Origin of the sequence: Pseudomonas sp. PDM30 (assembly GCF_019218985.1) — a bacterium.
Lineage (GTDB): Bacteria > Pseudomonadota > Gammaproteobacteria > Pseudomonadales > Pseudomonadaceae > Aquipseudomonas > Aquipseudomonas jessenii.
Genome location: NZ_JAHUWM010000007.1, coordinates 306,093 through 333,059, shown reverse-complemented (window position 1 = coordinate 333,059; position 26,967 = coordinate 306,093). Strand labels below are relative to the sequence as shown.

General features: G+C 59.4%; 29 protein-coding genes. 10 read left to right on the top strand and 19 right to left on the bottom strand.

What is annotated here, in order from left to right; translation table 11 throughout:
- Positions 1-154: 154 nt before the first annotated feature.
- From KW840_RS18910 to puuE, 8 genes are all read right to left on the bottom strand, one after another.
- Complete coding sequence (locus KW840_RS18910; protein WP_057715764.1) at positions 155-940, bottom strand: outer membrane protein OmpK; 786 nt, start codon at positions 938-940, stop codon at positions 155-157.
- 377 nt (positions 941-1,317) lie between these two features.
- Positions 1,318-2,103 carry an outer membrane protein OmpK gene (locus KW840_RS18905; RefSeq protein WP_218496859.1) on the bottom strand — a complete coding sequence of 262 codons (786 nt, stop codon included), beginning with the start codon at positions 2,101-2,103 and terminating at the stop codon, positions 1,318-1,320.
- 171 nt (positions 2,104-2,274) lie between these two features.
- Positions 2,275-3,627 (bottom strand): nucleobase:cation symporter-2 family protein, encoded by a 1,353-nt coding sequence (locus KW840_RS18900; RefSeq protein ID WP_090453974.1) that lies wholly within the window; start codon positions 3,625-3,627, stop codon positions 2,275-2,277.
- Between the two features lie 164 nt (positions 3,628-3,791).
- Positions 3,792-5,096 (bottom strand): urate hydroxylase PuuD, encoded by a 1,305-nt coding sequence (locus KW840_RS18895; protein WP_057715761.1) that lies wholly within the window; start codon positions 5,094-5,096, stop codon positions 3,792-3,794.
- 50 nt (positions 5,097-5,146) lie between these two features.
- Entirely contained in the window at positions 5,147-5,650 is a 504-nt protein-coding gene (locus tag KW840_RS18890; protein WP_007993087.1) for an ureidoglycolate lyase, read from the bottom strand.
- A 124-nt stretch (positions 5,651-5,774) separates the two neighbouring features.
- Positions 5,775-6,770 (bottom strand): allantoicase, encoded by a 996-nt coding sequence (alc, locus tag KW840_RS18885; RefSeq protein ID WP_218496857.1) that lies wholly within the window; start codon positions 6,768-6,770, stop codon positions 5,775-5,777.
- A gap of 91 nt (positions 6,771-6,861) precedes the next feature.
- Complete coding sequence (uraD, locus tag KW840_RS18880; protein WP_218496855.1) at positions 6,862-7,377, bottom strand: 2-oxo-4-hydroxy-4-carboxy-5-ureidoimidazoline decarboxylase; 516 nt, start codon at positions 7,375-7,377, stop codon at positions 6,862-6,864.
- On the bottom strand, positions 7,374-8,300 hold the full coding sequence (puuE, locus tag KW840_RS18875) for an allantoinase PuuE (protein WP_218496852.1): 927 nt from the start codon (positions 8,298-8,300) through the stop codon (positions 7,374-7,376). The genes uraD and puuE overlap by 4 nt, the downstream gene beginning before the upstream one ends.
- Positions 8,301-8,734: 434 nt before the next feature.
- Here puuE and uraH point away from each other — a divergent pair, with 434 nt between their 5' ends.
- Positions 8,735-9,088 (top strand): hydroxyisourate hydrolase, encoded by a 354-nt coding sequence (gene uraH, locus KW840_RS18870; protein ID WP_003223171.1) that lies wholly within the window; start codon positions 8,735-8,737, stop codon positions 9,086-9,088.
- 209 nt (positions 9,089-9,297) lie between these two features.
- Here the strand turns inward: uraH and KW840_RS18865 are convergent, their stop codons facing one another.
- The 3 genes from KW840_RS18865 to KW840_RS18855 form a co-directional block, all read right to left on the bottom strand.
- A complete protein-coding gene (locus KW840_RS18865; protein WP_150812347.1) occupies positions 9,298-9,924 on the bottom strand; it encodes a LysE family translocator in 627 nt (208 codons plus the stop codon).
- 72 nt (positions 9,925-9,996) lie between these two features.
- Entirely contained in the window at positions 9,997-11,346 is a 1,350-nt protein-coding gene (locus KW840_RS18860; RefSeq protein WP_090453980.1) for an NCS2 family permease, read from the bottom strand.
- A 317-nt stretch (positions 11,347-11,663) separates the two neighbouring features.
- A complete protein-coding gene (locus KW840_RS18855) occupies positions 11,664-12,110 on the bottom strand; it encodes a MarR family winged helix-turn-helix transcriptional regulator (RefSeq protein WP_218496849.1) in 447 nt (148 codons plus the stop codon).
- An 82-nt stretch (positions 12,111-12,192) separates the two neighbouring features.
- Between KW840_RS18855 and KW840_RS18850 the strand changes: the two genes are divergently transcribed.
- Complete coding sequence (locus KW840_RS18850) at positions 12,193-13,359, top strand: PLP-dependent aminotransferase family protein (protein WP_218496846.1); 1,167 nt, start codon at positions 12,193-12,195, stop codon at positions 13,357-13,359.
- Positions 13,360-13,525: 166 nt separating this feature from the next.
- On the opposite strand, the gene KW840_RS18845 is transcribed toward KW840_RS18850, so the two are convergent.
- The 5 genes from KW840_RS18845 to KW840_RS18825 form a co-directional block, all read right to left on the bottom strand.
- The gene (locus tag KW840_RS18845; protein WP_046042961.1) at positions 13,526-13,897 is read right to left on the bottom strand and encodes a glutathione S-transferase N-terminal domain-containing protein; all 372 of its coding nucleotides are present in this window, start codon (positions 13,895-13,897) and stop codon (positions 13,526-13,528) included.
- Positions 13,898-14,001: 104 nt separating this feature from the next.
- The gene (folE, locus tag KW840_RS18840) at positions 14,002-14,547 is read right to left on the bottom strand and encodes a GTP cyclohydrolase I FolE (protein WP_007988130.1); all 546 of its coding nucleotides are present in this window, start codon (positions 14,545-14,547) and stop codon (positions 14,002-14,004) included.
- A gap of 77 nt (positions 14,548-14,624) precedes the next feature.
- Complete coding sequence (locus tag KW840_RS18835) at positions 14,625-15,182, bottom strand: Smr/MutS family protein (RefSeq protein WP_057715753.1); 558 nt, start codon at positions 15,180-15,182, stop codon at positions 14,625-14,627.
- Positions 15,183-15,260: 78 nt separating this feature from the next.
- The gene (locus tag KW840_RS18830; RefSeq protein ID WP_008048404.1) at positions 15,261-15,581 is read right to left on the bottom strand and encodes a hypothetical protein; all 321 of its coding nucleotides are present in this window, start codon (positions 15,579-15,581) and stop codon (positions 15,261-15,263) included.
- Positions 15,582-15,712: 131 nt separating this feature from the next.
- Positions 15,713-16,303 (bottom strand): cysteine hydrolase family protein, encoded by a 591-nt coding sequence (locus KW840_RS18825; RefSeq protein ID WP_056721821.1) that lies wholly within the window; start codon positions 16,301-16,303, stop codon positions 15,713-15,715.
- Between the two features lie 238 nt (positions 16,304-16,541).
- Here KW840_RS18825 and prmB point away from each other — a divergent pair, with 238 nt between their 5' ends.
- On the top strand, positions 16,542-17,450 hold the full coding sequence (gene prmB / locus KW840_RS18820; RefSeq protein ID WP_218496843.1) for a 50S ribosomal protein L3 N(5)-glutamine methyltransferase: 909 nt from the start codon (positions 16,542-16,544) through the stop codon (positions 17,448-17,450).
- Between the two features lie 162 nt (positions 17,451-17,612).
- Here the strand turns inward: prmB and KW840_RS18815 are convergent, their stop codons facing one another.
- Entirely contained in the window at positions 17,613-18,404 is a 792-nt protein-coding gene (locus KW840_RS18815; RefSeq protein ID WP_218496831.1) for a hypothetical protein, read from the bottom strand.
- A gap of 88 nt (positions 18,405-18,492) precedes the next feature.
- On the bottom strand, positions 18,493-19,491 hold the full coding sequence (locus tag KW840_RS18810) for an alpha/beta hydrolase (protein WP_057715750.1): 999 nt from the start codon (positions 19,489-19,491) through the stop codon (positions 18,493-18,495).
- A gap of 83 nt (positions 19,492-19,574) precedes the next feature.
- On the opposite strand from KW840_RS18810, the gene aroC reads away from it, so the two are divergent.
- Genes aroC through mtnC form a run of 5 tightly spaced genes read left to right on the top strand, consistent with a single transcriptional unit; the run spans position 19,575 to position 23,718 of the window.
- Positions 19,575-20,666, top strand: coding sequence for a chorismate synthase (gene aroC, locus KW840_RS18805; RefSeq protein WP_057715749.1), 1,092 nt, complete (start codon positions 19,575-19,577; stop codon positions 20,664-20,666).
- A gap of 29 nt (positions 20,667-20,695) precedes the next feature.
- Positions 20,696-21,847, top strand: a complete 1,152-nt coding sequence (locus KW840_RS18800; protein WP_090453989.1) for an MFS transporter — start codon at positions 20,696-20,698, stop codon at positions 21,845-21,847.
- Positions 21,844-22,464 carry a methylthioribulose 1-phosphate dehydratase gene (locus KW840_RS18795; protein ID WP_218496829.1) on the top strand — a complete coding sequence of 207 codons (621 nt, stop codon included), beginning with the start codon at positions 21,844-21,846 and terminating at the stop codon, positions 22,462-22,464. The genes KW840_RS18800 and KW840_RS18795 overlap by 4 nt, the downstream gene beginning before the upstream one ends.
- Positions 22,465-22,484: 20 nt before the next feature.
- Positions 22,485-23,030, top strand: a complete 546-nt coding sequence (locus KW840_RS18790) for an acireductone dioxygenase (RefSeq protein WP_057715746.1) — start codon at positions 22,485-22,487, stop codon at positions 23,028-23,030.
- Between the two features lie 4 nt (positions 23,031-23,034).
- Complete coding sequence (mtnC, locus tag KW840_RS18785) at positions 23,035-23,718, top strand: acireductone synthase (RefSeq protein ID WP_218496827.1); 684 nt, start codon at positions 23,035-23,037, stop codon at positions 23,716-23,718.
- A gap of 124 nt (positions 23,719-23,842) precedes the next feature.
- Here mtnC and KW840_RS18780 read toward each other — a convergent pair whose 3' ends face one another.
- On the bottom strand, positions 23,843-24,121 hold the full coding sequence (locus KW840_RS18780) for a DUF3509 domain-containing protein (protein WP_057715744.1): 279 nt from the start codon (positions 24,119-24,121) through the stop codon (positions 23,843-23,845).
- Positions 24,122-24,491: 370 nt separating this feature from the next.
- On the opposite strand from KW840_RS18780, the gene KW840_RS18775 reads away from it, so the two are divergent.
- Together KW840_RS18775 and KW840_RS18770 are read left to right on the top strand one after the other, a co-directional pair.
- Positions 24,492-26,330, top strand: coding sequence for a long-chain-acyl-CoA synthetase (locus KW840_RS18775; protein ID WP_218496824.1), 1,839 nt, complete (start codon positions 24,492-24,494; stop codon positions 26,328-26,330).
- A 97-nt stretch (positions 26,331-26,427) separates the two neighbouring features.
- Positions 26,428-26,946 carry an ankyrin repeat domain-containing protein gene (locus KW840_RS18770; protein WP_218496822.1) on the top strand — a complete coding sequence of 173 codons (519 nt, stop codon included), beginning with the start codon at positions 26,428-26,430 and terminating at the stop codon, positions 26,944-26,946.
- The last annotated feature ends 21 nt before the right edge of the window (positions 26,947-26,967 follow it).

The following is a 26,967-nucleotide window of genomic DNA, read 5'->3' as shown; positions in this document are numbered from 1 at the left end:
TGCGCTTCTTCATGTACTACAACCGCACCAGGCTCCACAGCTACAACAACTATCTGTCGCCAATAGCCATGGAGCAAAAAGCGGCATAAACACCGTAACCGGTGTCCGGGATTACTTGACCAGTTCAGGCTCGCTCCTACAGGAGGTTTTCAGATCAGAAGTGAACCTTGACCAGGAAGCTGGTCACGCTCTGATCGGTCTTGAAGCCCTCGCTGTCTTCGATACCGTATTTGTTTTTCCAGTAGTCATACTCGACACCGACGTACAGCTGCTTGGCACCCAGATTCAACGCCTTGCCCAGGTCGTATTTGACCTGCGGGTTGAAGTGCAGGTTGGCGTGGTACTCGCCTTTGCTGTTGACGTCGTTGTCTACCACCCAGTCCATGAAGCCGTCGATCAGGACGTCCGAGCCACCCACCGGAATGGTGTAGGACCAGACCGGAGTGATCTGCCAGACATCGTCACCCGGACGGCCACCCTCGGTGTGACGATTATAGAAGTTCAACTGGAAGTAATCGAAACCAGGAATGGCCAGGTCGAAACCAGGACCGACCAGGTACGACTCGGTGTCGTCTTCGCCGAACTCATACGTCATGGCCAGCAGCACGTCCTTGATCGGGCCGAACTCCAGCTTCTGGTCAAAGATCTTGCCGAACGACAGGCGTGGCTGGAATTCGCCGTAGTGAGTGTTTTCACCCGCGAAATGGTCTTCCTTGCCGTTGTAGAAGATTTTGTCGATGAAGAAGAAGTTGTCGCCGTACTTCCAGGCATCGGCGTGTTCGAAGGTCACCGTCTGCTGGATGCGCGGGTTGACCTGGAAGTCCTTGCCATACAGGTAGGTCAGGCTGTTGTTCTGCCACTGCAGCAAATCGCCGGCCATGGCCTGGCCCCCGGCCAGCATCGATCCCGCCAGCATCAGGCTAGTGCACGTACGTTTCATTCGGTTGCTCCCAAAAAGTAGGTGGTTCCACGTTATTTTTTTAAGGTCGGCGCTCTGGTGTGGCGCCTTTTTCTGTAGCGGTAAAAAATCATCCATTCGGTCAGCTTTAATGCTGTTAGCAAGAGCTGAGCCAAGGCTTTCAAAAAGCAAAAAAACTCCCGTTCGACGGCTCAAGAGCGGTCGATTGAGAGGGGTTTTGGAGTGCCTTGGTGCCTGCCAGAGCCGGGATAAGTTGGCTTTCTGGTCAGGTTTTACATCCGGGCTTTTTTTTAAACCGGATTCGGGCGGCCGCGGAGAATACTGACTCCTCGGCCAGGTCTCAAGTGCTCCGCAACGGCGCACCGACGGCAGGTTTTGGGCACGGTTGCGGAGCAGCATCAGAAGTGCACCTTTACCAGCAGGCTGGCGGTGTTTTCATTGGTGTTGAAACGGGAGCTGTCCTGGACGCCGTATTTGTCTTTCCAGTAGCTGTATTCGGTGCCGACATACACCTGTTTCTCGCGCCAGCCCAGGGCTTTGCCCAGGTCGTATTTGATCTGCGGGTTGAAGTGCAGGTTGGCGTGATAGGTGCCGCGGGAGTTCTGGTCGTTATCCACGACCCAGTCGATGTAGCCGTCGATCAACAGGTTCGAGTTGCCCAGTGGCAGGGTGTAGGACCAGGCCGGGCTGATTTGCCAGACATCATCGCCAGGGCGCGAGCCTTCGGTCTGGCGGTAATAGAAGTTCAGGGTAAAAAAGTTGAAACCCGGTACCGCCAGGTCGAAACCGGGACCGATCAGGTAGGCCTCGGTGTCGTCTTCGCCGTTCTCGTAAGTCATGGCCAGCAGCACGTCCTTGATCGGGCCGAATTCGAAACGGCGGTCGAGGATCTTGCCGAAGGAGAGGCGTGGGCTGAACTCGCCGTAATAGGCATGAACGCCTTTGTTTCGGTCTTTCTCGCCGTTGTAGTAGGTGCTGTCGATAAACATGAAGTTGTCGCCGTACTTCCAGCGGTCGGCGTGTTCGAAGGTTATCGTCTGCTGGATCGCCGGGTTGATCGCGAAGTTCTTGCCATACAGATAGCTCAGGCTGTTGGTCTGCCACAGCAGCAGATCGCCGGCCATGGCCTGACTCGCGGCCAGCAGGCCAGCACCCAACAGCAGGTTGGTTTGTGTCCGAATCATCTGTTGCTCCCTCTTGTTTTTATTTTTGCGAGGCGCAGGCAACCCCAAACCCTGTAGGAGCGAGCTTGCTCGCGATGGTCGTCAACGATTACGCGTGTTGTCTGAATACCCGTGATGCTCTCGGGTCCATCGCGAGCGAGCTCGCTCCTACAGGGGTCGTGTCTTTACCTGTTAGTGGGCGTGGCAGTCGTTGATGGCCGCGCGTTCGGCGCCACCAAGGATGTTGAACAGCAGGTTCAGCGTCAGCGCGCTGAGGGTGGCCATGGCGATGCCGCTGTGGGTGATCGGGCTCATCCACACGGGCAGGTGGGCGAAAAACTCCGGGCGTACAACCGGGATCAGGCCCATGCCGATGCTCACCGCCACCAGCAACTGGTTGCGACGGTCACCGATGTCGGCCTCCTGGAGAATCTTGATTCCGGTGGCGGCGACCATGCCGAACATCGCAATCGCTGCGCCGCCCAGTACTGCTGGAGGAATCGACGCCACCAAAAACGCGGCTTTGGGCAGCAGGCTCAAGACGATCAGCAACCCGCCGGCAACGATGGTCACCGAACGGCAACGCACGCCGGTCATCTGTACCAGGCCGATATTCTGGGCGAAGGAGGAGTGGGTGAAGGTGTTGAAGAAGCCGGCGAAGAACGAAGCGCCGGCATCGCACAACAAGCCTCGACGCAGCATCCGTGGACAGACTTCCTGGCCGGTGATCTTGCCCAGCGCCAGGAACATCCCGGTGGACTCGACGAAGATGATCACTACCACCAGACACATCGACAGGATCGGCGCGAGTTCGAATTTGGGCATGCCGAAGTGCAGCGGAGTGACGAATTGCAGCCATGGAGCCTGAGCCATGCCACTGAGGTCGACCATGCCGAGCAGGCCGCAGAGCACATAGCCCAGGCACATGCCGATCAGCACGGAAATATTGACCCAGAAACCGCGCATGAAGCGATGCACCAGCAAGATGGTGCCCAGTACCAGTGCGGCGATGGTCAGGTAAATCGGTGAACCGAATTGAGTGGCGCTGGCACCGCCGCCGGCCCAGTTCACAGCCACGGGGAACAGCGACAAACCGATCGAGGTGATGACTGTGCCGGTCACCAGCGGCGGGAAGAAGCGTACGACTTTGGACATGAACGGGGCGATGATCATGCCGAAGAACCCGGCGGCGATGGTCGCGCCGAAGATCCCTTGCAGGCCGATACCGGGCATGCCGGCCATGGCGACCATGCTGCCGACGGCGGCGAAACTGGCGCCCATCATCACCGGCATGCGAATGCCCATGGGGCCGATGCCGAGGGACTGGACGATGGTGGCGATACCCGCCACCAGCAGGTCGGCGTTGATCAGGAAGGCGATTTCTTCACGACTCAGGCCAGCGGCCTGTCCGATGATCAGCGGTACCGCGATGGCACCACCGTACATCAGCAGAACATGTTGCAAACCGACCAGGATCAGTTGCAAGAGGGGCAAACGCTGAATGGCGGGTGCGTCGGGGATGCGCGCTTCGGATAGCTCGGACATGCAACACCTCGGATCTTTTTATTCTTGTGATTTACAGCTGCAGTGCTGCTGGCAGCTGTATTCGAATCTGGTGGACCGCGTTGCGGCCAATCGCAGGCAAGCCAGCTCCCACGCAGGCCATGCAAAACCTGTGGGAGCGAGCTTGCCCGCGATGCTTTTAGCGATTAATTGGTCTGGGCTCCCTGCACAATCCAGGCGCCGATCAGGTCACGTTCCTGCTGAGTCATCTGCGTGATGTTGCCCAGTGGCATGATCTGGCTGGTGACGGCTTGCGCCTGAATCCGCGGTGCGTTCTGGCGGATTTGCTCGGGAGTGTCCAGCATCACCCCGGCCGGGGCCGCGCTGAACAACGGGCTGGTTGGTTTGGCCGAGTGGCAGACCGTGCAACGCTCCTGGATCACGCTGTGCACCTTGTCGAAACCCGGGCCGGCATTGGATGCCTGAGCCGGAGCGGCAGCAGGTGCTTGTGCAGGTTTGGCTTCAGCAGGTTTCAAACCACCGCCCACTGCGGTTTCCGGCAGCGGCTGGTATTCGATTTTCGCTGGAGCGTTGGCCACTTCAGGGGCGCTGGACATCGGCTTCGGACCGGACACATAAGCCAGGCAGATCATGCCCACCGCTGCCACCGGCAGGGTCCAGGCAAACTTGTGGCTGTCGTGACGGGTGTTGAAGTAGTGACGCACCAACACCGCCAGTACCGCGATCCCGGCCAGGATCAACCAGTTGTACTGGCTGCCGTAGGTGCTCGGGAAGTGGTTGCTGATCATGATGAACAGCACCGGCAAGGTGAAGTAGTTGTTGTGACGCGAACGCAACAGGCCTTTGGCCGGCAGCGCCGGATCCGGCGTGCGGTTCTCGGCAATCGCCGCAACCAGTGCGCGCTGTGCCGGCATGATGATGCGGAACACGTTGCCGACCATGATGGTGCCGATGATCGCGCCGACGTGCAGGTACGCACCCCGACCGCTGAACACTTTGCTGAAGCCGTAGGCAGCGCCGATGATCAGGACGAACAGGATGAAACCCAACAGGGCAGGGCGTTTGCCCAGGGCCGAGTCGCACAGGAAGGAGTAGATGAACCAACCGATGAACAGCGAGCCGAGGCCGATGGCCACGCCTTCAGGACCGCTCAGGGTGCTGCCCGGAGCCAGCAGGTAGAGCGTCGGGTTGGAGTAGAACACCACGCACAGCAGCGCGATACCCGACATCCAGGTGAAGTAGGCTTCCCATTTGAACCAGTGCAGGTTGTCCGGCATGGTCGGTGGAGCCAGTTTGTATTTTTCCAGGTGATAGATACCGCCGCCGTGGATCGCCCACAAATCACCGGCCAGACCGCTTTTCGGATTGACCCGATTGAGGTTGTTTTCCAGCCAGACGAAGTAGAACGACGCACCGATCCAGGCCACGCCAGTAATCATGTGAACCCAGCGCACGCTCAGGTTCAGCCATTCCAACAGATGTGCTTCCACAGTCTTTACCTCTCGCCTGTCACTCTGTTGTCGAGTGATCAGACCTTCTCTTATTGGTGGGGGGCGAGGATCAAACGCTCATCCTCTTTGAAAAAATGCTCATCGCAGTTATTGCCTGTGCCACTGCGATCAACCACCAGGAAGTCATCCCGCTTTTCGATCGTCAGCACCGGGTGGTGCCAGACGCCGCGATGGTAATTAATGCCCTGCCTGCCGTTGGTGACGAAGGCGCGGACCAAGCCTGATACAGGTTCATCGCCAAGTGGCGCGACCACGATCAGAAAGGGGTTGCCGAGCAGCGGAATGAAAGCCTGGCTGCCCAGCGGATGGCGCTCCAGCATGCTGACGGTCAGCGGCATGTCCTGCGCATCGGCGCGGAAGATGCTGATGATCGCGTTGTCCTCTGGCTTAGCGGTTTCGACCACAGCCAGTTTATGGAAGCGCATGGTCGAACCGTTGTTGATCATGAAGTGATCGCTGCCGTCGGTTTCGATCACGTCACCGAAAGGGGCGAAGGCTTCTTTGGTCAGCGGTTCAATCGTCAGTGTGCGCATGCTGTTCTTATCCGAATTCTGTGTTGTTAGTTCTATCGCCATCGCGAGCAAGCTCGCTCCCACAGTGGACTGTGGCGTTCACAAAACCTGTGGGAGCGAGCTTGCTCGCGATTGGTCCCACCGCTTATTTGGCGACCTTGCCCAGTACACGCAGGCGGCTCACACCACCATCCGGGAACACGTTCAGACGGATGTGGGTGATCGGGCCCAGTGCCTTGATCTGCTCGGCGAAGGTGTGTTCGGCGTGCATTTCCAGCTTCTGGCTTGGCAGCAGTTCGCGCCAGAACAGCGACTGGGTTTCGATCTGGCTGTCGGTACCGCCCTTCACGAACGCGCCCTGGATCGAGCAGCTGTCCGGGTAGTTGCCTTTGAAGTGCAGGGTGTCGACGATGACTTTCTCGACTTCGCCGGCATGACCCAGCGCGACGATGACCCAGTCATTGCCCGGGGTACGACGACGCGCGGTTTCCCAGCCATCGCCCATGTTGATGCCACGGCCCGGGTTGAGGATGTTGCTCATGCGACCGAAGTGTTCATCGGAGCAGGCGAGGGCGCGACCACCGTTAAGGGCTGCAGCCAGGTCGACTTGCTCGTTGTCGCCGGTAGCCGACCAGTCACGGAACGGCACGCCGTACACGCGCAGACGGGCCACGCCGCCATCCGGGTAGATGTTGAAGCGCAGGTGGCTGAAGGCCTGGTCGTTGTTGATTTCGTGGTAGTGGTGGCTGTTGCCTTGCAGCTCGACGGCCGACAGCACTTCAACCCACTGGGTGTTTTCGTTCGGCTCGCCTTCGGTCAGGAAGCAGGCTTCCAGGGATGCCGATGGCGGGAAGTTGCCGGTGAAGAATGAAGTGTCGATGTCGGCGCCCTTGATCGAACCCGGTACGCCCAGGCGGATCACTGCGCTGTCGAAGCCTTCGAAGCGCTTGCGGCGCGATTCCCAGCCGTCCATCCACTTGCCGTTGTCATCGAACACGCCCTCCTTCCATACGGCCGGGGTCGGTTGGAACAGACGGTTGGCGTCTGCGAACCAGTCATCGGTGACCGAGATGATTTTGGTGCCCAGGCGGGCATCGGCCAGGTTGACGAACTTCTCGAAAGGTACGGCGTAAGCTTTCATTCTTCTTGTCTGCCTTTAAATAAGTGGCTTGGGATACTTGCCAGGCCCCCGGGCGGTTTCGGCGTTCTTGAATCCGCTGGGGCCAGGCTTGCTATAGGGTCAGTAATCGGAACAGGGCGATCTTGTTGATCTCCGCCAGCGCGCACTTGAACTCGGTGTCGACCGGGTTGTGGATGCGCGTTTCGAACGCTGCGAGGATCTGATGCCGGTTGCTGCCTTTTACCGCCATGATGAAGGGAAACTTGAACTTGGCTTTGTAGGCGTCGTTCAGCTCGGTGAAGCGAGAAAACTCTTCGGCCGTGCATTGGTGAATACCGGCGCCAGCCTGTTCATTGGTGCTGGCTTCGGTAAGTTGGCCCTGGACGGCGGCTTTGCCGGCCAAGTCCGGGTGAGCGTTGATCAATGCCAGCTGACTGGTGTGATCGGCGCTCAACAGGATGTCGCTCATGCGCTGGTGCAGGGTTTCGATCTCGTCGATCGAAGTGTCCTGGCCCAGGTCGAAGGCCTTTTCGGCCACCCATGGCGAATGTTCGTAGATGTCGGCGAAGGCTTTGACGAAGGCGTCTCGGCTCAATGTCGATGGTTTCAATGTTTGAAAGGCGCTCATTTCGCGGCCCCTTGGTACGGGTGGGTTTCTTGCCAGTGACGCGCGATGTCGACGCGACGGCTGAACCACACCTGTTCATGACTTTTAGCGTATTCGATAAAGCGCTTGAGCGAAGCTAGACGCGCCGGACGGCCGATCAAGCGGCAGTGCAGGCCGATCGACAGCATTTTCGGGGCTTCGGCGCCTTCGGCATAAAGCACGTCGAACGCATCTTTCAGGTATTCGAAGAAGTCGTCGCCCTTGTTGAAACCCTGGACCTGGGTGAAGCGCATGTCGTTGGTGTCAAGGGTGTACGGGATCACCAGGTGCGGCTTGCCGGTCGGGTTGTTCGGTTCCCAGTAGGGCAGGTCGTCGTCGTAGGTGTCGCAGTCGTAGAGGAAACCACCTTCCTCCATCACCAGGCGACGGGTGTTTGGACCCGTGCGGCCGGTGTACCAGCCCAGCGGGCGAGTGCCTGTGATTTCGGTAAGGATGCGGATCGCTTCGAGCATGTGCTCGCGTTCCTGGGCTTCGTCCATGTACTGGTAGTCGATCCAGCGATAGCCATGGCTGCAGATCTCGTGGCCGGCATCGACCATGGCGCGGATCACGTCCGGGTGACGCTGGGCGGCCATGGCCACGGCGAAGATGGTCAGTGGAATGTCGAATTCCTTGAACAGCTTCAGGATCCGCCACACGCCGGCACGGCTGCCATACTCGTAGAGGGATTCCATGCTCATGTTGCGCGCGCCTTGCAGCGGCTGGGCTGAAACCATCTCCGAGAGGAACGCTTCGGATTCTTTGTCGCCGTGCAGGATGTTGCGCTCGCCGCCTTCTTCGTAATTGAGTACGAACGACAGGGCAATACGGGCATTGCCCGGCCAGTGGGGGTGAGGAGGGTTACTGCCGTAACCGACCAGGTCGCGTGGGTAGTCAGCGCTCACTGCAGGCTTCCTTCTTATTCGATGATGACGGTTGGTGTGACGCAGCTGAAAATGGGATGGCGGGCTTGCGTCACAGCGATGGGCTGATTGTATACAACTTTATATTCACTTTGTAAGCCTGATTTTTCGCATTTTTCACCGACTGTCATCTTTTACTGCTATTGGCGTGAGCCTGCAAGAAATCTGCCTGACTGGTCAATTATTGATTGAAGGGTTCATAGGCGGTGCGGTTTGGCGGGAAATCGGCGGTAAACATGCAGATGGCGGGTGTCATGCGAAAAATGTCGTTTTTATTGTGTACAATTTTTTTGAAAAGTGTCTTAATCAGTCGCTCGCCGCAGCTTTTCGTGCTCCGAATCGGTGCGGTCTCCTTTTCAACTGACTTCGGGAGGCGCGAAGTCTGACTGCTCCACGCAGGCAGGCGCGCAGAATCAATGGGACGTTTGACTACACACGTTTTGGACGCAGCACACGGTTGCCCGGGCAGCTCGATCAAGGTCGAGTTGTACCGCGTTGAAGGATCGCACCTGGAATTGGTCGCCAGCGCGATAACCAACAGCGATGGCCGTGTCGATGCACCGCTGCTGCAAGGCGATGACTACCGCACCGGGGTCTATCAGGTTCAGTTTCATGCCGGCGATTACTACCGCGCCCGTGGCGTTCAGCTGCCGGAGCCTGCATTCCTGGATGTCGTGGTGCTGCGTTTTGGCATCTCCGCCGAGCAGGATCACTACCATGTGCCGTTGTTGATTTCGCCTTACAGCTACTCCACCTACCGCGGCAGCTGATCCCCCAGGCAGCTGCTGCAACCTGGAAGCGACTGCGCATATAGCTTCTTTGGTCTTTCGCCCGCTCACACTGCGGGCTTTTTTTCGTCTTCTGTAGGAGCAGCCGGTCGACGCTCGATTGCTCGCGATGGAGGCCTAGACAACGCGGGCATTCAGATGGCCCGCGTCATCGTTAACGTCCATCGCGAGCAAGCTCGCTCCTACAACTGTTATCGGCTCAACAACGATGCAGCCCCCGCACCACTGAACAACCCCGCACTGATCCTGTTGAACCAGCTCTGGCCCTTGCCGCTGCGCAGATACCGTGCCGCACCATGGGCGCCGAGGCCGTAGGCCAATTTGCACAGCAGGTCGAGCACGGTCCAGGTCACGATCATCACCAGCAGTTGTGGCAGGAACGGCTGTTCGGCACTCAAGAACTGCGGCAGGAAAGCGGCGAAGAACAGGATATCTTTCGGGTTGCTTGCGCCCAGCATGAACGCACGCCCGAACAGTGCGCGAAAGCGTGGCACCGGCGCGGCCTGTGGCACTTCAGCGCCATGGGAAGGCAGGCGCGATTGCTGCCAGCTCTGCCAGGCGAGGTAGAACAGGTAAAGGGCGCCAAGAATCTTCAGGGCACTGAACAGCTGTTCCGACGCCAGCAACAACGCCCCCAGACCCAGCGCCGAAGCACTCAGCAGGCAGATCGATGCCGACACGCCGCCGAGAAAGGCCGGGTAAGAGCGGCGCAGGCCGTAATTCAGACTGTTGCTGATCATCAGCAACGACAGCGGCCCCGGGATCAGGATCACTATCAGCGCAGCGCCGCTGAACAGCAGCCAGGTTTCCAGACTCATCACTTTCCTCCATTTGCACAAAAGCCCCACCCGACGGGGTGAGGCTGTTTTCAAGCGTGTACCGCGTGTGGTTTACAAGAAGATGAACTTGGCGATGAAGATCGCGCAGAGCACCCACAGGCTCACCGAAATTTCCTTGTACTTGCCGGTACCGGCCTTCATCGCCACGTAGGTGATGAAGCCCAGCGCGATGCCGTCGGCGACCGAGAAGGTCAGTGGCATCATGATTGCGGTAACGATCGCCGGAATGCTGTCGGTGGCTTCGTCCCATTCGATGTGGGCCATGCCGCCCATCATCAGCATCGCTACATAAATCAGCGCACCGGCGGTTGCATAGGCAGGGATCATGCCGGCCAGCGGTGCGAAGAACATGGCTGCAATAAATAGCACACCTACGGTCACTGCGGTAAGACCAGTCCGACCACCCGCTGCGACACCGGCAGCACTTTCCACGTAGCTGGTGACCGGAGGAACGCCGACTACCGCACCGAATACGCTGGAAGCACTGTCGGCTTTCATGGCGCGGGAGAGGTTTTCAATCCTGCCATCAGCGCCCACCAGGTTGGCACGCTGGGCAACGCCCATCAGGGTGCCTGCGGTGTCGAACATGTGCACGAAGAGGAAGGCCAGGACCACGCTGACCATGCTGATGTTGAATACACCTACAACGTTCATGGCCATCCAGGTCGGAGCCAGGCTCGGTGGGGCGGACATGATGCCCTCGTAGTGCACCAGCCCAAGGCCCCAACCGGCGAGGGTCACGGTGATGATGCTGATGAGGATCGCGCCGAACACCTTGTGATAGCTGAGGATGGCGATCATCAGGAAGCACACGGCGGCGAGCAGCGGACCGGGTTCGCGCAGGGAGCCGAGCTTGATCAGGGTCGCCGGGCTATCGACGACGATACCTGCGGTTTTCAGGCCGATCAGCCCCAGGAACAGACCCACGCCGGCGCCCATGGCGAAGCGCAGGCTGACCGGGATGCTGTTGAGCAGCCATTCGCGGATCCGCGAGAAGGTCAGGATCATGAACAACACACCGGACACAAACACCGCGCCGAGGGCGGTTTCCCAGTTGTAGCCCATGGTGCCAACCACGGTGTAGGTGAAGAAGGCGTTCAGCCCCATGCCTGGTGCCAGGCCGACCGGCCAGTTGGCGTACAGGCCCATCAACAGGCAACCGAGTGCCGCGGCGATACAGGTGGCGACGAACGCCGCCCCGTGATCGATCCCGGCGTCGGCCATGATGTTGGGGTTGACGAAAATGATGTAAGCCATGGTGATGAAGGTTGTCAGACCGGCAATCAGCTCGGTCTTCACCGTGGTGCCGTGCAAGCTGAGTTTGAACAGACGTTCCAGCAAGCCATTGCGTAATGGCGGCGAGATTTCCAGCGTCGATGCTTCGGATTTGCGGCTTTCCACAGCGAGTACTCCTCAAGAGTTTTATTGTTATTTCCAGGGCCGGATCCGAGAGGGGTGGCAGCGGCCCTTTGAGGTACTTGCGAATTTGTTGACCGCTTGGTCAGGAACTCGCACGAAGTGGATTATGCTTTTGTATACAAAGAAAGCAAATAATGTTTTTGATTTTGTAGACGAAAAGTTTGGCAATAGGGATATATCGCCTGTTCTGGCCCCTTCGCGAGCAAGCCCGCTCCCACAGGGGAATGCGGTCACCTGTGGGAGCGGGCTTGCTCGCGAAGGCGTCGGTTCAGCCACTGCAAATCCAGCAGATTGAATACTCAGTCTGCCGACAACTGGCCTTTTCCCAACGCCAGGTTCACCGTCAACCACCCATTCACCGCTGTCTCCCCGGCCTCGGCAAACACCCGCTCCAGCAATTTCACCTGCTCACGGCGCAACGACTGTTCGAAACGAGCGCCGTCATCGGTCAGTTCCAGCAGACGCTTACGCTTGTCAGTCTCGGACGCGACGCTGTCCACCAGATGCATCTCGACCAACTGACGCAACGGCATGTTCAGCGCCTGCTTGCTCACACCGAGTAAAGCCAACAGTTCCTTGACACTCAGGTTCGGATAGCGGGCGATGAAAAACACGATGCGCTGATGCACCCGACTCAGGCCGCGACGTTCGAGCATTTCATCGGCCTTGGCGGTGAAGGCCTGGTAGCCGAAGAAAAACGCTTCCATGGCTTGCTGCTGGGAAAGCGGGTTTTTAAGGTCAAGCATATTGACGTATCCGTTCGTGGAGGCGTAATTTCGGTCAACAAGTTTGACTCATTTTTCACATGCCTCGCTACCGGTGATCCCCATGGCTTTTTCCGAACGTGTCTCACGCCTTAAAAGTTCCTTGATCCGTGAAATCCTCGCTGCGGCCCAACGTCCGCAGGTGATGTCGTTTGCCGGCGGCTTGCCGGCCGAAACCATGTTGCCGAAGGTCGAGTGGGCCGAGATGCCGGTTTCCATGGGCCAATACGGCATGAGCGAGGGCGAACCGGCGCTGCGCGAAGCGCTGGCCGCCGAGGCGCGAGCGTTGGGAGTGCCATGTGAGGCAAGCCAGGTACTGGTGGTCAGCGGCTCACAGCAGACCCTCGACCTGGCCGCCAAGCTGTACATCGACAAGGGCACCGAAATCCTGCTCGAAGCGCCGACTTATCTGGCGGCATTGCAGATTTTCCAGCTGTTCGGCGCCGACTGCCTGACCGTGCCGCTGGAGGCTGACGGACCGAACTTGACGGCGCTACGTGCTCGCCTGGAACAACACCGCCCGTCTTTCATCTACTTGATCCCGACATTCCAGAATCCATCGGCGGTGCGTTACAGCGAAGCCAAGCGCAACGCGGTGGCGGCATTGCTTGATGAGTTTGGCGTGACGCTGATTGAGGACGAGCCTTATCGCGAGCTGACCTTCGACGGTGGCAGCGCCACGCCGATTGTCAGTCGCTTGAAGAAGGCCAGCTGGATCTATACCGGGACCGTGTCGAAAACCCTGTTGCCGGGTTTGCGTGTCGGCTACTTGATCGCCAGCCCGGACCTGTTTCCACATCTGTTGAAACTCAAGCAATCGGCGGATTTGCACACCAATCGGGTCGGCCAGTGGCAGGCGCTGCAATGGATCGGCACCGAGAAATATCAGCAACACCGTAGTGAGTTGCGCGATTTTTATCGGGGGCGTCGGGATGCGTTTCAGGCTGCGCTGGAAACGCACTTCTCCGATCTGGCGGACTGGAACGTGCCGCAGGGCGGGCTGTTCTTCTGGTTGAAACTCAAGCAGCCGCAAGACACCCGCACCTTGCTGAATGCCGCGCTGGCCAACGACGTGGCGTTCATGCCGGGGGAGCCGTTCTTCCCCGAGCCGGACAACCATCCGGGGTATCTGCGATTGAACTTCAGCCACATTGATCCGGCGCGGCTGGATGAGGGGCTCAAGCGGTTGGCGGCGGTGGTGCGTGCTGCCCAGGCCGCAAAAGCAGCCTAGATACAAATAAACCGGCCAATGGGCCGGCTTATTTTTGTCTGAAATTTATGGTGCCTGTGCCGGCCTCATCGCGAGCCAGCTCGCTCCCACAGGTTTTGTGTACACCACAAGTCCACTGTGGGAGCGAGCTTGCTCGCGATGGGGGCATCAGCCCCGCCCAAATTTTTCAGGCTGCCGCAAAACGCTTGTCCAGATAATCAATGATCACCTTGGACTCGTACATCCAGGTGGTCTGGCCATTCTCTTCAATGCGCAGGCACGGCACCTTGATCTTGCCGCCTTGCTCCAGCAAGGTCTGGCGATCCTGTTCGTTGTTCTTCGCGTCGCGAAGGGCCACCGGCACATTCAGGCGGCGCAGGGTACGGCGAGTCTTCACGCAGAACGGGCAGGCGTGGAATTGATACAGCGTCAGGCCCTTGGCAGCCGAATTGACCTGTGCCTGAACTTCCGCCGGGCGCTGCTTCTTGCCTGGGCGGGTGATGAAGTCGATGAAGATGATCAGTTGGCCAAGGCCGACACGAAGCGCTTTTACGAACACGTTGAAAGCCTCACGGTGCAAATGAATAAGGGCGCGCAGCTTACCTGATTTTTCACAGGCGAAAAAAAACCGGCGATGAACGCCGGTTTTCTTCGTGCCGCGAATTACTTGATGAGGCTGAGGAATTCGCTGCGGGTGGCGGCGTTCTCGCGGAACTCACCAAGCATCACCGAGGTGATCATCGTCGAATTCTGCTTTTCCACACCGCGCATCATCATGCACATGTGCTTGGCCTCGATCACCACCGCAACGCCCAGGGCGCCGGTAACCTGCTGGACCGCATCGGCGATCTGGCGGCTGAGGTTTTCCTGGATCTGCAGGCGGCGGGCGTACATGTCGACGATCCGCGCCACTTTCGACAGGCCCAGGACCTTGCCGCTCGGGATGTAGGCGACGTGAGCCTTGCCGATGAACGGCAGCAAGTGGTGTTCGCACAACGAGTACAACTCGATGTCCTTGACCAGCACCATTTCGCTGTTGTCGGAGCTGAACAGGGCACCGTTGGTGACCTCTTCCAGTGTCTGTTCATAGCCGCGGCAGAGGTACTGCATGGCTTTGGCGGCACGTTTTGGCGTGTCGAGCAGGCCTTCGCGGGAAACGTCCTCGCCGAGCTGGCCGAGGATCGCCGTGTAATTCTGTTCCAGGGACATGAAACTACCTGTGGGATTTTACGCAAAGGGCAAGGGTACGGTGACGGACACGACGCTGCAAGCGTGACGCGTCAGCTTTACTCGTCACGACCTTCCATCATGGTGCGTTTGAGCATCACATAAACCGCGCCGGCACCACCATGTTTCGCCTGGCACGAGGTGAAGCCGAGTACCTGTGGATGCTGGCGCAGCCAGGTGTTGACGTGGCTTTTGATCATCGGCCGCTTGCCGTCCAGGCGAACAGCCTTGCCATGGGTGACGCGCACGCAGCGGATTTCGAATTTGGTAGCTTCAGCCAAAAATGCCCAGAGGGTTTCCCGGGCCTTTTCCACGCTCATGCCGTGCAGGTCGAGGCTGCCTTCGAAAGGAATCTGCCCGACCTTGAGCTTGCGCATCTGGCTTTCCTGCACGCCATCGCGGGCCCACATCAGCTCGTCTTCAGGGCCGACGTCGATGACGAACTGATCGGACAGCCCGTCGACGGTGGTGGATTCGGTGCGCACGGTGGCCGCTTGACGCAGCTTGGCAATCTGCGCGCGGTCAGCCTTGGGTTTGCCGGTTTCGGCGCGATCGTGCTTGATCGGCTTGACGCCTTGGATCGCGCTTTTGAACAGGGAAAAATCGTCGTCTTGCATGTCAGCCTCCGCGAAGGGCGGCCAGTTTACCCAACTCGAAGCGAATCGGGCGCGACAAAAACGCGCGCGATGCCAGGCTCAGTCGTGTTTTTTCATCAGGTGCGGGGACATGGCCAGCTCCCGCGACTGCCGTGAGCGACGACGGCAACGGCGCCATAGCCAGACACCGAGGTACAGCACGAACAGGCCGATGGCCAGGATCACGGCAGCACCGGTGCGGCTTGTGTTCAATTCACCCAGGGCGGGTGCGTGGCCGAGCAGGCTGGCGGCACCGGCCATGGCCAGCAACACGCCGCACATCGCCAGCAACGCCGCGAACGTCGCGCCGATTCGAAAACGCCAGTTGCTTTGGCCTTTGGGCCGCAAGCGGCGAGCGTCAAAACCATCGGATAACTTCATTCCGACCTTCCTCAATGGGTATCGGCCCTTCGACCGGGAGTTGACCGGGATGTTCCTGAGGCTAAGACAATTACGGCAAATGGGAGGCTTTTGCGGATGAGCGGCGTTCCAGGCCGCTCATTGAGCGTCGATCAGATCAGTTCACGGGTCAGCGCGAGGGTGGCGAAGTTGTCGCCCATGATCGCCATTTCCGTCTGATGGACGTGTGCGGCACTGAGCACGCCGCCCTTGTAAGGCAGGTCGCGGGTGGCGCAGGCGTCTTCCACCAGGGTGCAGCGGAAGCCCAGGTTCTTGGCGGCACGTACCGTGGTGCTGACGCTGGAGTGGCTCATGAAACCGCAGACGATCAGGTCAAGGGCGCCGAGGTCTTCCAGGCGTTGTGCCAGTTCGGTGCCGTGAAAAGCGCTTGGCAACAATTTGCCGATGACGGTTTCATCGCTCTGTGGCTCCAGGCCCGGAATGAACTCACCACCTACGCCCTGTGGGTTGAACAGCCCGCCGAGGGTGCCGAGGTGGCGGACATGCACGATCGGCCGGCCGGCGGCGCGGGCAGCGGCGAGCAGTTGCTTGATGTTCGCGACAGCTTCATCCATGCCGCTCAGGGCCAGGGGACCGCTGAGGTATTCTTTCTGGGCATCGATGATGACCAGGGTGGCATGGCTCAGATTGGCCGCTGCATAACCGCGGCCGCTGAGTTGAAACATCGTTTTTGGAACAGACATTCTGGGGCTCCTTGGAGTGGGGCTTTTGCGCCATTGTCCTCTGGCTGAGCGGTTCTGTGAATCGCTACGATCGTAGGTGCCGTCGTTGCTGGCCTGTAGCCTTGTCAATAGTCACGTTTTGTTCAATAGCCTAGCGAAAAAATGGATAACTCCTACATTTGAATCGGTACTTTCCCGCGTCGTCGTGAAGTCGTTTGACTGGTAGAATCCCCCGTCGATTTTTCTGGAGTTTGCCGTCGTGATCACTTCCCGCCTTCGTACCCTGCGTGACCATATCCGTTGGGCCGTCAGCCGCTTCCATGGGGAGGATCTTTTTTTCGGCCATGGCACTGATAACGCCTGGGACGAAGCCCGGCAATTGGTGTTGGGCGCGTTGCACCTGCCGTGGGAAATATCCGACAGCTACCTCGACTGCAATCTGGAAGAAGACGAAGTGGTTCACTTGCAGCTTTTGCTCAAGCGCCGCATCGAAGATCGGGTGCCTACCGCGTATCTGCTGGGCGAGGCCTGGTTCTGTGGCATGTCGTTCATCGTCGATGAGCGTGTGCTGATCCCGCGCTCCCCCATCGGCGAGTTGATCGAAAACCGTTTTACCCCGTGGCTGGCTACCGAGCCGGCGCGGATTCTCGACCTGTGCACCGGTTCCGGTTGCATCGGCATCGCCTGCGCCTACGAGTTCCAGCATGCCGAGGTGGTGTTGGGGGACCTGTCGTTCGAAGCGCTGGAAGTGGCCAATCAGAACATCGAGCGTCATGGTGTCGATGAGCGTGTGTACACGGTGCAGGGTGACGGTTTCGAGGGCTTGCCGGGTCAACGTTTCGACCTGATCGTGTCGAACCCGCCCTACGTCGATGCGGAAGATTTCGCCGATATGCCGGACGAATACCAGCACGAACCGGAACTGGGCCTGGCCTGCGGTGACGACGGTTTGAACCTGGTGCGGCGCATGCTTGCCGAGGCGGCGGATCACCTGACCGAGAAGGGCTTGCTGATTGTCGAAGTGGGCAACAGCCAGGTGCACGTCGAGGCGTTGTACCCGGAAGTCGACTTCGCCTGGCTGGAGTTCGAGCGTGGCGGCCATGGTGTGTTCATGCTCAGCGCGCAGCAGTGTCGTGAGCATCAGGCGTTGTTCGCTTCTCGCGTCTGACCGGGCATTTGTGGCGAGGGGGCTTGCCCCCGTTGGGCTGCGAAGCAGCCCTGAACCCTCACACCAGATTTATCCAGATATGTCTGTGGTAGCTGTTTTGCGACCGCTTCGCGCTCGAACGGGGGCAAGCCCCCTCGCCACAAGGTGCAGTAACTCAAGCCTTCAACGATGCGTGGCAATCCAGATCAACAACCCCGCCTGAAACACCGCAAATGCCACCAGGCAGGTGATGGTGAATCGCAACCCGGCGTCTTCGCGTTTGTACTTGCTGACCTTTTCTTCGTGTTTCTTGAGTTTGACTTCCTGCTCGGCCAGGTTCTGTTCGGCTTGCTGGAGCATCTGCGCCGCCTCGAGGATTTCCACGACCTGCAGTTTTTCGCTGTTCCAGTCGCCAGAGAGGTCGCCGACCTTGACCGGCTTGACACTGCCTTTCAAATGCTGGGCATCGGCATACACCACGTCGAAACCGTGCACGCGCAAAAAATGATCGCGGCGCAGGCGGGTGTCTTCGTTCAGTGCATCCTTGTTGTTCAGGTCAAAGCCGTCGACGGTGTAGGTCGGCCAGCGCTTTTTCGCCCAATTGATGCCCTGGGCCGCCAAGTAGCGACCAATGCCACGGTTCAGCGGTTCAATCTGCAGTCCGCTTTCCGGTCCGAAATGCACGCGTTTTTCAGCGTGATCGACCCACACGTCCAGATGATTCTGTTCCTTGCGTACGCGCTGGCCGGGCAGGGTGATGCTCATGCGCATCAGGCTGTGCGTCTTGTCATTGCGTTCGGCATAGCCTAACTCGACAAAGCGCAATGGGCGTCCGCCTGTGTTGCGGTCAGTCTGCAGCGGCGCCAGACGGAGCATCTTGTGGTGCTCGACGTGGAGGTCCGCCCAGGGCAGCTCGACCGCTGGCGGTGCGTCTTTTTCAGCGCTGGTGTCGGGTGAAGTCTGGGTGTCAGTCATAACGGCGAGATCCTGTCCAAGCTCAGCTTGTCGCCAACCAATGTGTTGGCGACAAAGGCTTATCGGCCGTTTTTTTCAAGACTGGAGGTTAACTGGCGCGAAGTCCGTCAATAAAACCGAGGATTCGCGTGCCCAGTTCCGCCGCCAGGGGCAGCTGCGGGTCCTTATAGGAGGCCAGTTGGCGTTTGACGTCGTTGGGCACGATGCGCATGACGTGGTTCATGCCCTCGATCAGCGCCAGTTCGGCGTCCGGTTTGGCAGCCTTGAGCAGCCTTGCGTCATTGACGCCGACCTGGATGTCGTTGCTGCCCTGAATGATCAGTGCTGGCATCTTCAACTTCGCAAATGCCGCGGCCGGGTCCTGGCGGAACAGGGAAATCAGGTAAGGCTGCACGCTCGGGCGGAAAATCACCTGCAAGGGTGGCGGCACATTGTCGTCGGTTTTCCCGGCCTTGAGGCTGTCGAGCAATTGATTGCTGCGCAGCATCAGCGGTTGAGGCAGGCGATTGCCCAGTTGCTCGCGAATGACCTGATCCACCGGTCTTGCGCTGCCGGAGACAGAAATCACCGCGTCGGCATCGATATCCGGCGCAGCGAGGCTGGCGATCAGGGCGCCTTCGCTGTGACCCAGCACGATCAACTGGCCAAAGCGCGGATCGGTCTTGAGTTTCCGGCCCCAGGCTTGGGCGTCGGCCACATAAGCTTCCACCGTCAGATTGCGTTCATCCGGGGTCGCCGCCAGGCTCGCGGCCACGCCACGCTTGTCGTAACGCACGCTGGCGATGTTGTGTTTGGCCAGCACCCAGGCCAGGCGCTTGAGGCTGTCATTGCGCCCGCCGTCGGCGTTGTTTCCGTCACGATCCGTAGGGCCGGAGCCTGAAATGATCAGGACAACCGGTACTCGATTGTCGGATTTTGGCAGCAACAGCGAGCCGAAAAGCTCGCCGGTGCCCGTATCCAATGTGATCGGTCGTTGCAGGACAGTCGCCTGGGCGAAGCCGGAAATCAGGGTAAGGCTCAAGGCTAGAACTCGCAGCATCATCGCGCCATTATCAAGAAGATGCCGGTTGGACTCACGGGCACCCATAAGGTTCGAGGATGAACTACTTGGGTAGCCTGCGTATACTGGCGCGCATTACGTATTCAGGTTCATTTCACGGAGCGTCCTGCATGTCCGGCAATACCTACGGCAAGCTGTTCACTGTCACCACCGCGGGCGAAAGCCATGGCCCGGCGTTGGTCGCCATTGTCGATGGCTGCCCGCCGGGGCTGGAGATATCCCTGGAGGATCTGCAGCGTGACCTGGACCGCCGCAAGCCCGGCACCAGCCGCCACACCACCCAGCGCCAGGAAGCCGACGAAGTCGAAATCCTCTCTGGCGTGTTCGAAGGCCGCACCACCGGTTGCGCCATCGGCCTGTTGATCCGCAACACCGACCAGAAGTCCAAGGACTACTCGGCGATCAAGGACCTGTTCCGCCCGGCCCACGCCGATTACACCTACCACCACAAATACGGCGAGCGCGATTATCGCGGCGGTGGTCGCAGCTCGGCCCGTGAAACCGCGATGCGCGTCGCGGCCGGTGCGATTGCAAAAAAATACCTGGCCAGCCAGGGCATCGTCATTCGCGGCTACATGAGCCAGTTGGGGCCGATTGAAATCCCGTTCAAGACCTGGGATTCGGTCGAGCAGAACGCCTTCTTCAGCCCGGACCCGGACAAAGTGCCTGAGCTGGAGGCCTATATGGACCAGTTGCGTCGCGACCAGGATTCGGTCGGTGCGAAAATCACCGTGGTCGCCGAAGGCGTGATGCCGGGCCTGGGCGAGCCGATCTTCGATCGCCTCGACGCGGAGCTGGCCCATGCGCTGATGAGCATCAACGCGGTCAAGGGCGTGGAAATCGGCGCCGGTTTTGCCAGCGTCGCCCAGCGTGGCACCGAGCATCGCGATGAAATGACCCCGGAAGGTTTCCTCAGCAACAACGCGGGCGGCATTCTCGGCGGTATTTCCTCCGGTCAGCCCATCGTTGCGCACCTGGCGCTGAAGCCGACGTCGAGCATCACAACGCCGGGCCGCTCCATCGACATCCATGGCAACCCGGTGGAAGTGATCACCAAGGGCCGTCACGACCCGTGCGTGGGCATCCGCGCCACGCCGATTGCCGAGGCGATGATGGCCATCGTGCTGATGGATCACCTGCTGCGCCATCGTGGGCAAAACGCCGACGTGCGTGTGAGCACGCCGGTGCTGGGTCAGCTGTAAATGGCTGACATCATGGTCGCAGCCGTCTGATGGCGACTGCGGCGCTCCCGTACTGGCGGCTCTCCAGTTTCTATCTGTTCTATTTCGCCTTGCTCGGTTCGACAGCGCCGTTTCTGGCGCTGTACTTCGATCACCTGGGGTTCAGCGCCGCGCGCATCGGCGAGCTGGTGGCGATCCCGATGCTGATGCGCTGTGTGGCGCCGAACATCTGGGGCTGGCTGGGCGACTACACCGGTCGGCGACTGGCCATCGTGCGCTTTGGCGCGGTGTGCACGCTGCTGACCTTTTCGCTGATTTTCGTCAGCAAGACCTACGCCTGGCTGGCGATGGTCATGGCCTTGCATGCGTTCTTCTGGCACGCGGTGTTGCCTCAGTTCGAAGTCATCACCTTGGCGCATTTGCAGAGCCAGACCTCGCGCTACAGCCAGATTCGCCTGTGGGGCTCGATCGGTTTCATCATCACCGTGGTCGCGCTGGGCCGTTTGTTTGAATGGCTGAGCCTGGACATCTATCCGGCGGCGCTGGTGCTGATCATGGTGGGCATCGTGCTCAGCAGTCTGTGGGTGCCCAATGCCCAACCGGCCCCGGGCAACCGGGTGGCGGGGGAGGGATTCCTCAAGCAACTGCGCAACCCCGGTGTTTTGGCGTTTTACGGCTGCGTGGCGCTGATGCAGATGAGCCACGGACCGTATTACACGTTCTTGACCTTGCACCTTGAGCGCCTGGGTTACAGCCGGGGTGTGATCGGCATGCTCTGGGCGGTCGGCGTGGTCGCCGAAGTCCTGATGTTTCTGGCCATGAGCCGGATCTTCGCGCGCTTTTCACTGCGCCGGGTGCTGATGGCCAGCTTTCTGCTGGCGGCGTTGCGTTGGCTGTTGCTGGGTTCGCTCGCAGAGTTTCTTTGGGTACTGCTGTTTGCCCAGATCCTGCACGCGGCGACGTTCGGCAGCTTTCACGCCGCTGCCATTTCATTCGTGCAACGTAGCTTCGGTGCGCGCCAGCAAGGCCAGGGCCAGGCGCTGTACGCCGCATTGGCCGGCACCGGCGGTGCGTTGGGCGCGTTGTATTCCGGCTACAGCTGGAATGCCCTCGGCGCGGCATGGACATTTAGTATTGCCAGTCTCGCAGCCGTCGCGGCTGCCGTTATCATTGCCACACGTATGCAAGAGGACAGGCCATGAGCCTTACCCGTGAACAACTCGCCCAGGAAATAATCGACGCCGGGTGTTTTCTGTATGGCCGCGGCTGGTCGCCGGCCACCAGCAGTAATTACTCGACGCGCCTGTCGCCGAGCGAAGCCTTGTTGACCGTGTCCGGCAAGCACAAGGGGCAACTGGGCATGGACGACGTGTTGGCCACCGACCTGTCCGGCAACAGCCTGGAACCGGGCAAGAAACCGTCCGCCGAAACCCTGTTGCACACCCAGCTCTACAGCTGGCGCCCGGAGATCGGTGCCGTGTTGCACACCCATTCCGTGAACGCCACCGTGCTGTCGCGCCTGACGCCGCAAGACTTCATCGAGTTCGAAGACTACGAACTGCAAAAGGCCTTCAGCGGTGTGACGACCCACGAATCCCGGGTGCGGGTGCCGATTTTCGACAACGACCAGGACATTGCGCGACTGGCCGCCAAGGTGCAGCCTTGGCTCGACGCCCATCCCGATTGCGTCGGCTACCTGATCCGTGGCCATGGCCTGTACACCTGGGGCGCGCGCATGAGCGATGCCCTGCGGCAGATCGAGGCCTTTGAATTTTTGTTCGAGTGCGAGTTGAAGATGCGCTCGCTCTTTAAAGCATGAACCGTTAAGGAGTTGCCCTGATGAGCAGCCTGTCCGTCTATCACGTCTCCAGCCCTGAAATCCCCAACAAGGTGCTGACCCATTTCGAGGACATAGCCTCGACCCTGGCCGAGCAGGGCGTACGCTTCGATCGCTGGCAAGCCGCGGCGAAGATCCAGCCGGGCGCCACTCAGGACGAAGTGATTGCCGCCTACCAGGAGCAAATCGACAAGCTGATGACCGAGCGCGGTTACGTCACTGTCGACGTGATCAGCCTCAACAGCGATCACCCGCAAAAAGCCGAACTGCGTGCCAAGTTCCTCGACGAACATCGCCACGGCGAAGATGAAGTACGATTTTTCGTTGCCGGCCGTGGCCTGTTTACCCTGCACATCGACGATTACGTCTACGCGGTGCTGTGCGAGAAAAACGACCTGATCTCGGTGCCGGCCGGAACCAAACACTGGTTCGACATGGGCGAGCATCCGCACTTCGTCGCGATCCGTCTGTTCAACAACCCGGAAGGTTGGGTGGCCAATTTCACCGGTGAAGACATCGCCAGCCAATTCCCGCGCCTGGAGGACTGAGTCGATGCCGATCAAAGCGATTCTCACCGACATCGAAGGCACCACCAGCGCGGTGAGTTTTGTGTTCGACGTGCTGTTCCCCTATGCCGCCAAACACTTGCCGGCGTTTGTCCGTCAGCATGCCGAACGCGCCGATGTGGCGGAGCAACTGGCTGCCGTGCGCCGCGACAGCAATGAACCGGACGCCGACGTCGAGCGGGTCGTCGAGATCCTGTTGGGCTGGATCGCTGAAGACCGCAAGGCCACGCCGCTGAAAGCGTTGCAGGGCATGGTCTGGGAGCAGGGCTATCAGGCCGGGCAGTTGAAGGGGCACGTGTACCCGGACGCCGTTGAAGCGCTCGAGCGCTGGCATCGGGACGGCTTTCAACTGTTTGTTTATTCGTCCGGTTCGATCCAGGCCCAGCGGTTGATCTTCGGCTGCTCAGAGGCGGGGGATCTGACGCCACTGTTCAGCGGCTATTTCGATACCACTTCAGGCCCCAAGCGCGAGGCGCAGTCCTACGCCAACATCACCCAGGCGATCAACCTTGAGGCGGGGCAGATTCTGTTTCTGTCGGACATCGTCGAAGAACTCGACGCGGCGTGCACGGCGGGGATGGCCACTTGCGGGCTGGCCCGCGAGGGTGGGGAACTGGCGGGGCATGTCACCGTGGACAGCTTTGCGCGGATAAATCCCGCCAATTTCTAAACGCCGCAAAACCTGTGGGAGCGAGCTTGCTCGCGATAGCGATATGTCATCCAACATTGATGTTGACTGACACTCCGCTATCGCGAGCAGGCTCGCTCCCACAGTGTTTTTCCGGCAATTTTATTTACAGCGAGTGATAGGTCGGCAGGGCAAACCGTTGCTGGCTCTGCAGCATGGAAATCTGCGGCAGTTCACTGGCTTGTTCGGCGAGGTCGCGGCGAATCGCACTGATGACCCACGTCAGTTGGTCGCCATTGTGCAATTGCTGATAGGAAATCGAGCGCTTGAACACCTTGCCTTCGCCGCCGCTCAGGGTCAGCAGGATCCCACCGTCAGGCCGGGCATGGGTGGTGACTTCGAAGTTGGAGAACAGGGACGAAAATTTTTCCTGAATCAGGTTCATTTCTTTCAGCTCCGTTGGCTCTTGAATGGCAAGCATACGGAGAGGGTTGCAGTGATTGTGCCAGTCTGGGTTGTTTGTAAATTATCTTATAAAACAACAAGTTAGTATCTGTGGTGATTTTTGCTTTCGTGCATTCTGCATGAACGGCCATCGTGCATCCTGCATTTTGCGAGGTCGCTCGGCGATTCGATGGAACCATTGCGTGTGCGGGGGTTCACGATTGGCCTTGTATCAATCGCGGATCAAGATCGCGGATCAAGATCGCAGATACAAAACATTTCAAAAACCGCGTGTACAGCTCAAGAACCGTTGACGTATTTTCGGACTCAGTCATCGCAGCCCGACAATAAAAAGATCGAACGGGAGCATCATGAGTCGCACGTCGAACGACACGATTACCTGGAGCATGATGCTCCGCAAGCTGCCTTCCATCGCCAAGGCCATCCCCCGGGTGGTGAGGGGCATGAAGGCAGCCAACGTCAAGGACCCGACCCAGGCGTGTGGTTTGGGCTGGAGTTTCGAGCAAGCCACGTTGCGCAACCCGGATGGCCCGGCGCTGTTGCAAGGCGACGTAACGCTCAGTTACTCCGAGGTCAACCAATGGGCCAATCGCATCGCTCATCACCTGATCGGCCAAGGCATCGGCAAGGGTGATGTGGTGGCGGTCTTCATCGAGAACCGCCCGGAATTGCTGGTGACGATTCTGGCGGTGGCCAAGGTCGGCGCGATCAGTGCGCTGCTCAATACCTCGCAGACCCGCGACACCCTGGTGCACAGTGTGAACCTGGTGGCGCCGGTGGCGATCATTGTCGGTGAGGAGTTGGTCCCGGCGTACCTGGCGGTGCGTGAGCGGGTGTCGATCAAGGCTGCGCGAACCTGGTTCGTTGCCGATCAGGACACCTCTCGCCAACCCGGTATCGCGCCTGAAGGTTTCATCAACCTGATGACCGTCAGCCTCGACGACGCCAGCGACAACCCGGCCAGCAGCCAGCAGATTTTCTTCGACGATCCCTGCTTTTATATCTACACCTCGGGCACCACGGGGCTGCCCAAGGCCGGCGTGTTCAAGCACGGTCGCTGGATGCGCAGCTCTGCGAGCTTCGGCATGATCGCCCTGGACATGCGCCCTGAGGATGTCGTCTATTGCACTTTGCCGCTGTACCACGCCACGGGCCTTTGCGTGTGCTGGGGTTCGGCCGTCAGTGGGGCCAGCGGGTTCGCCATCCGCCGCAAATTCAGCGCCAGTCAGTTCTGGAACGATGCGCGCAAGTACCGGGCGACCACCATCGGTTATGTCGGCGAACTGTGCCGCTACCTGGTCGATCAACCGCCCAGCTCCGAGGACAGCCGGCACGATGTGAAGAAAATGATCGGCAACGGCCTGCGCCCCGGCGCCTGGAGCGAGTTCAAGACCCGCTTTGCGGTGAATCACATCTGCGAGCTGTACGCTGCCAGCGACGGCAATATCGGTTTCACCAACATTCTCAATTTCGACAACACCATCGGCTTTTCCCTGATGTCCTGGGAGTTGGTCGCGTACGACCACGACAGCGGCGCGCCGATTCGACAGGCCAATGGCCTGATGCGCAAGGTCGCCAAGGGTGAGCAGGGGTTGTTGCTGGCAAAAATCGACGACAAGGCCCCCCTGGACGGTTACACCGATCCGCAGAAAACCGCCAAGGTCGTGCTTCAGGATGTGTTCGAAAAGGGAGACCGCTACTTCAACACCGGCGACCTGTTGCGCAGCATCGGCTTTGGGCATGCACAGTTTGTCGACCGCCTGGGCGACACCTACCGCTGGAAGGGCGAAAACGTTTCGACCACGGAGGTCGAAAACATCCTCCTGCAACACCCGCTTATTTCCGAAGCCGTGGCCTATGGCGTGGAAATCCGCAACACCAATGGCCGGGCCGGGATGGCGGCGATCACTCCCGCCGAATCCTTGGCAACTCTGGACTTCAGTGAGCTGCTGGCCTTCGCCCGCGAGCAGATGCCGGCCTATGCAGTGCCGTTGTTCCTGCGGGTGAAAGTGAAAATGGAAACCACCGGGACGTTCAAATATCAGAAGACCCGACTCAAGGACGAGGCCTTCGACCCGGGTAAAACCGGCGATGACCCGATCTATGCCTGGCTGCCGGGGACTCAGACTTATGTACAGGTCACGGAGCAGTTGTTGTCCGACATTCACGGCGGCAAGTACCGCTATTGAATCTGACTATGGCGGCCCATGAGAAAAAACAAGTGACAGTGCCGGGGGCGCTCGGGAAACTGTCGGCTTTTACGAATGACAGAAAAGGGAGTGCCCAATGTCAGACAAAAGCCGCCAGATGACCCCCGAAGAAGCCGCCGAATTTACCGAACAGGTATTCAACAAGGCACGGGAGGGCGATGCGGCGATGATGGCCGCGCTGCTGACCAAGGGTTTGCCGCCGAACCTGCGTAACCACAAGGGCGATACCTTGCTGATGCTGGCCGCGTATCACGGGCATGTGGACACGGTAAAAGTCCTGCTGGAGCACAAGGCCGACCCGGAGATCCGCAACGACAACGGCCAGAGCCCGATTGCCGGTGCCGCCTTCAAGGGTGACCTGGCGGTGATCAAGGCCTTGGTCGATGGCGGCGCCCAGGTTGAAGGCTCGTCCTTCGATGGCCGCACGGCGCTGATGATGGCGGCGATGTTCAACCGCGTCGAAGTGGTCGATTACCTGATCAGCAAGGGCGCCGACCCGAAAGCCAAGGACGCCAATGGCATCACCGCGCTGGAGGCTGCCAGGACCATGGGGGCTTCCGATACCGTTGCGCAACTGCAAAAGCTCTTGAGCTGACGCCGTACCCTGTGGCGAGGG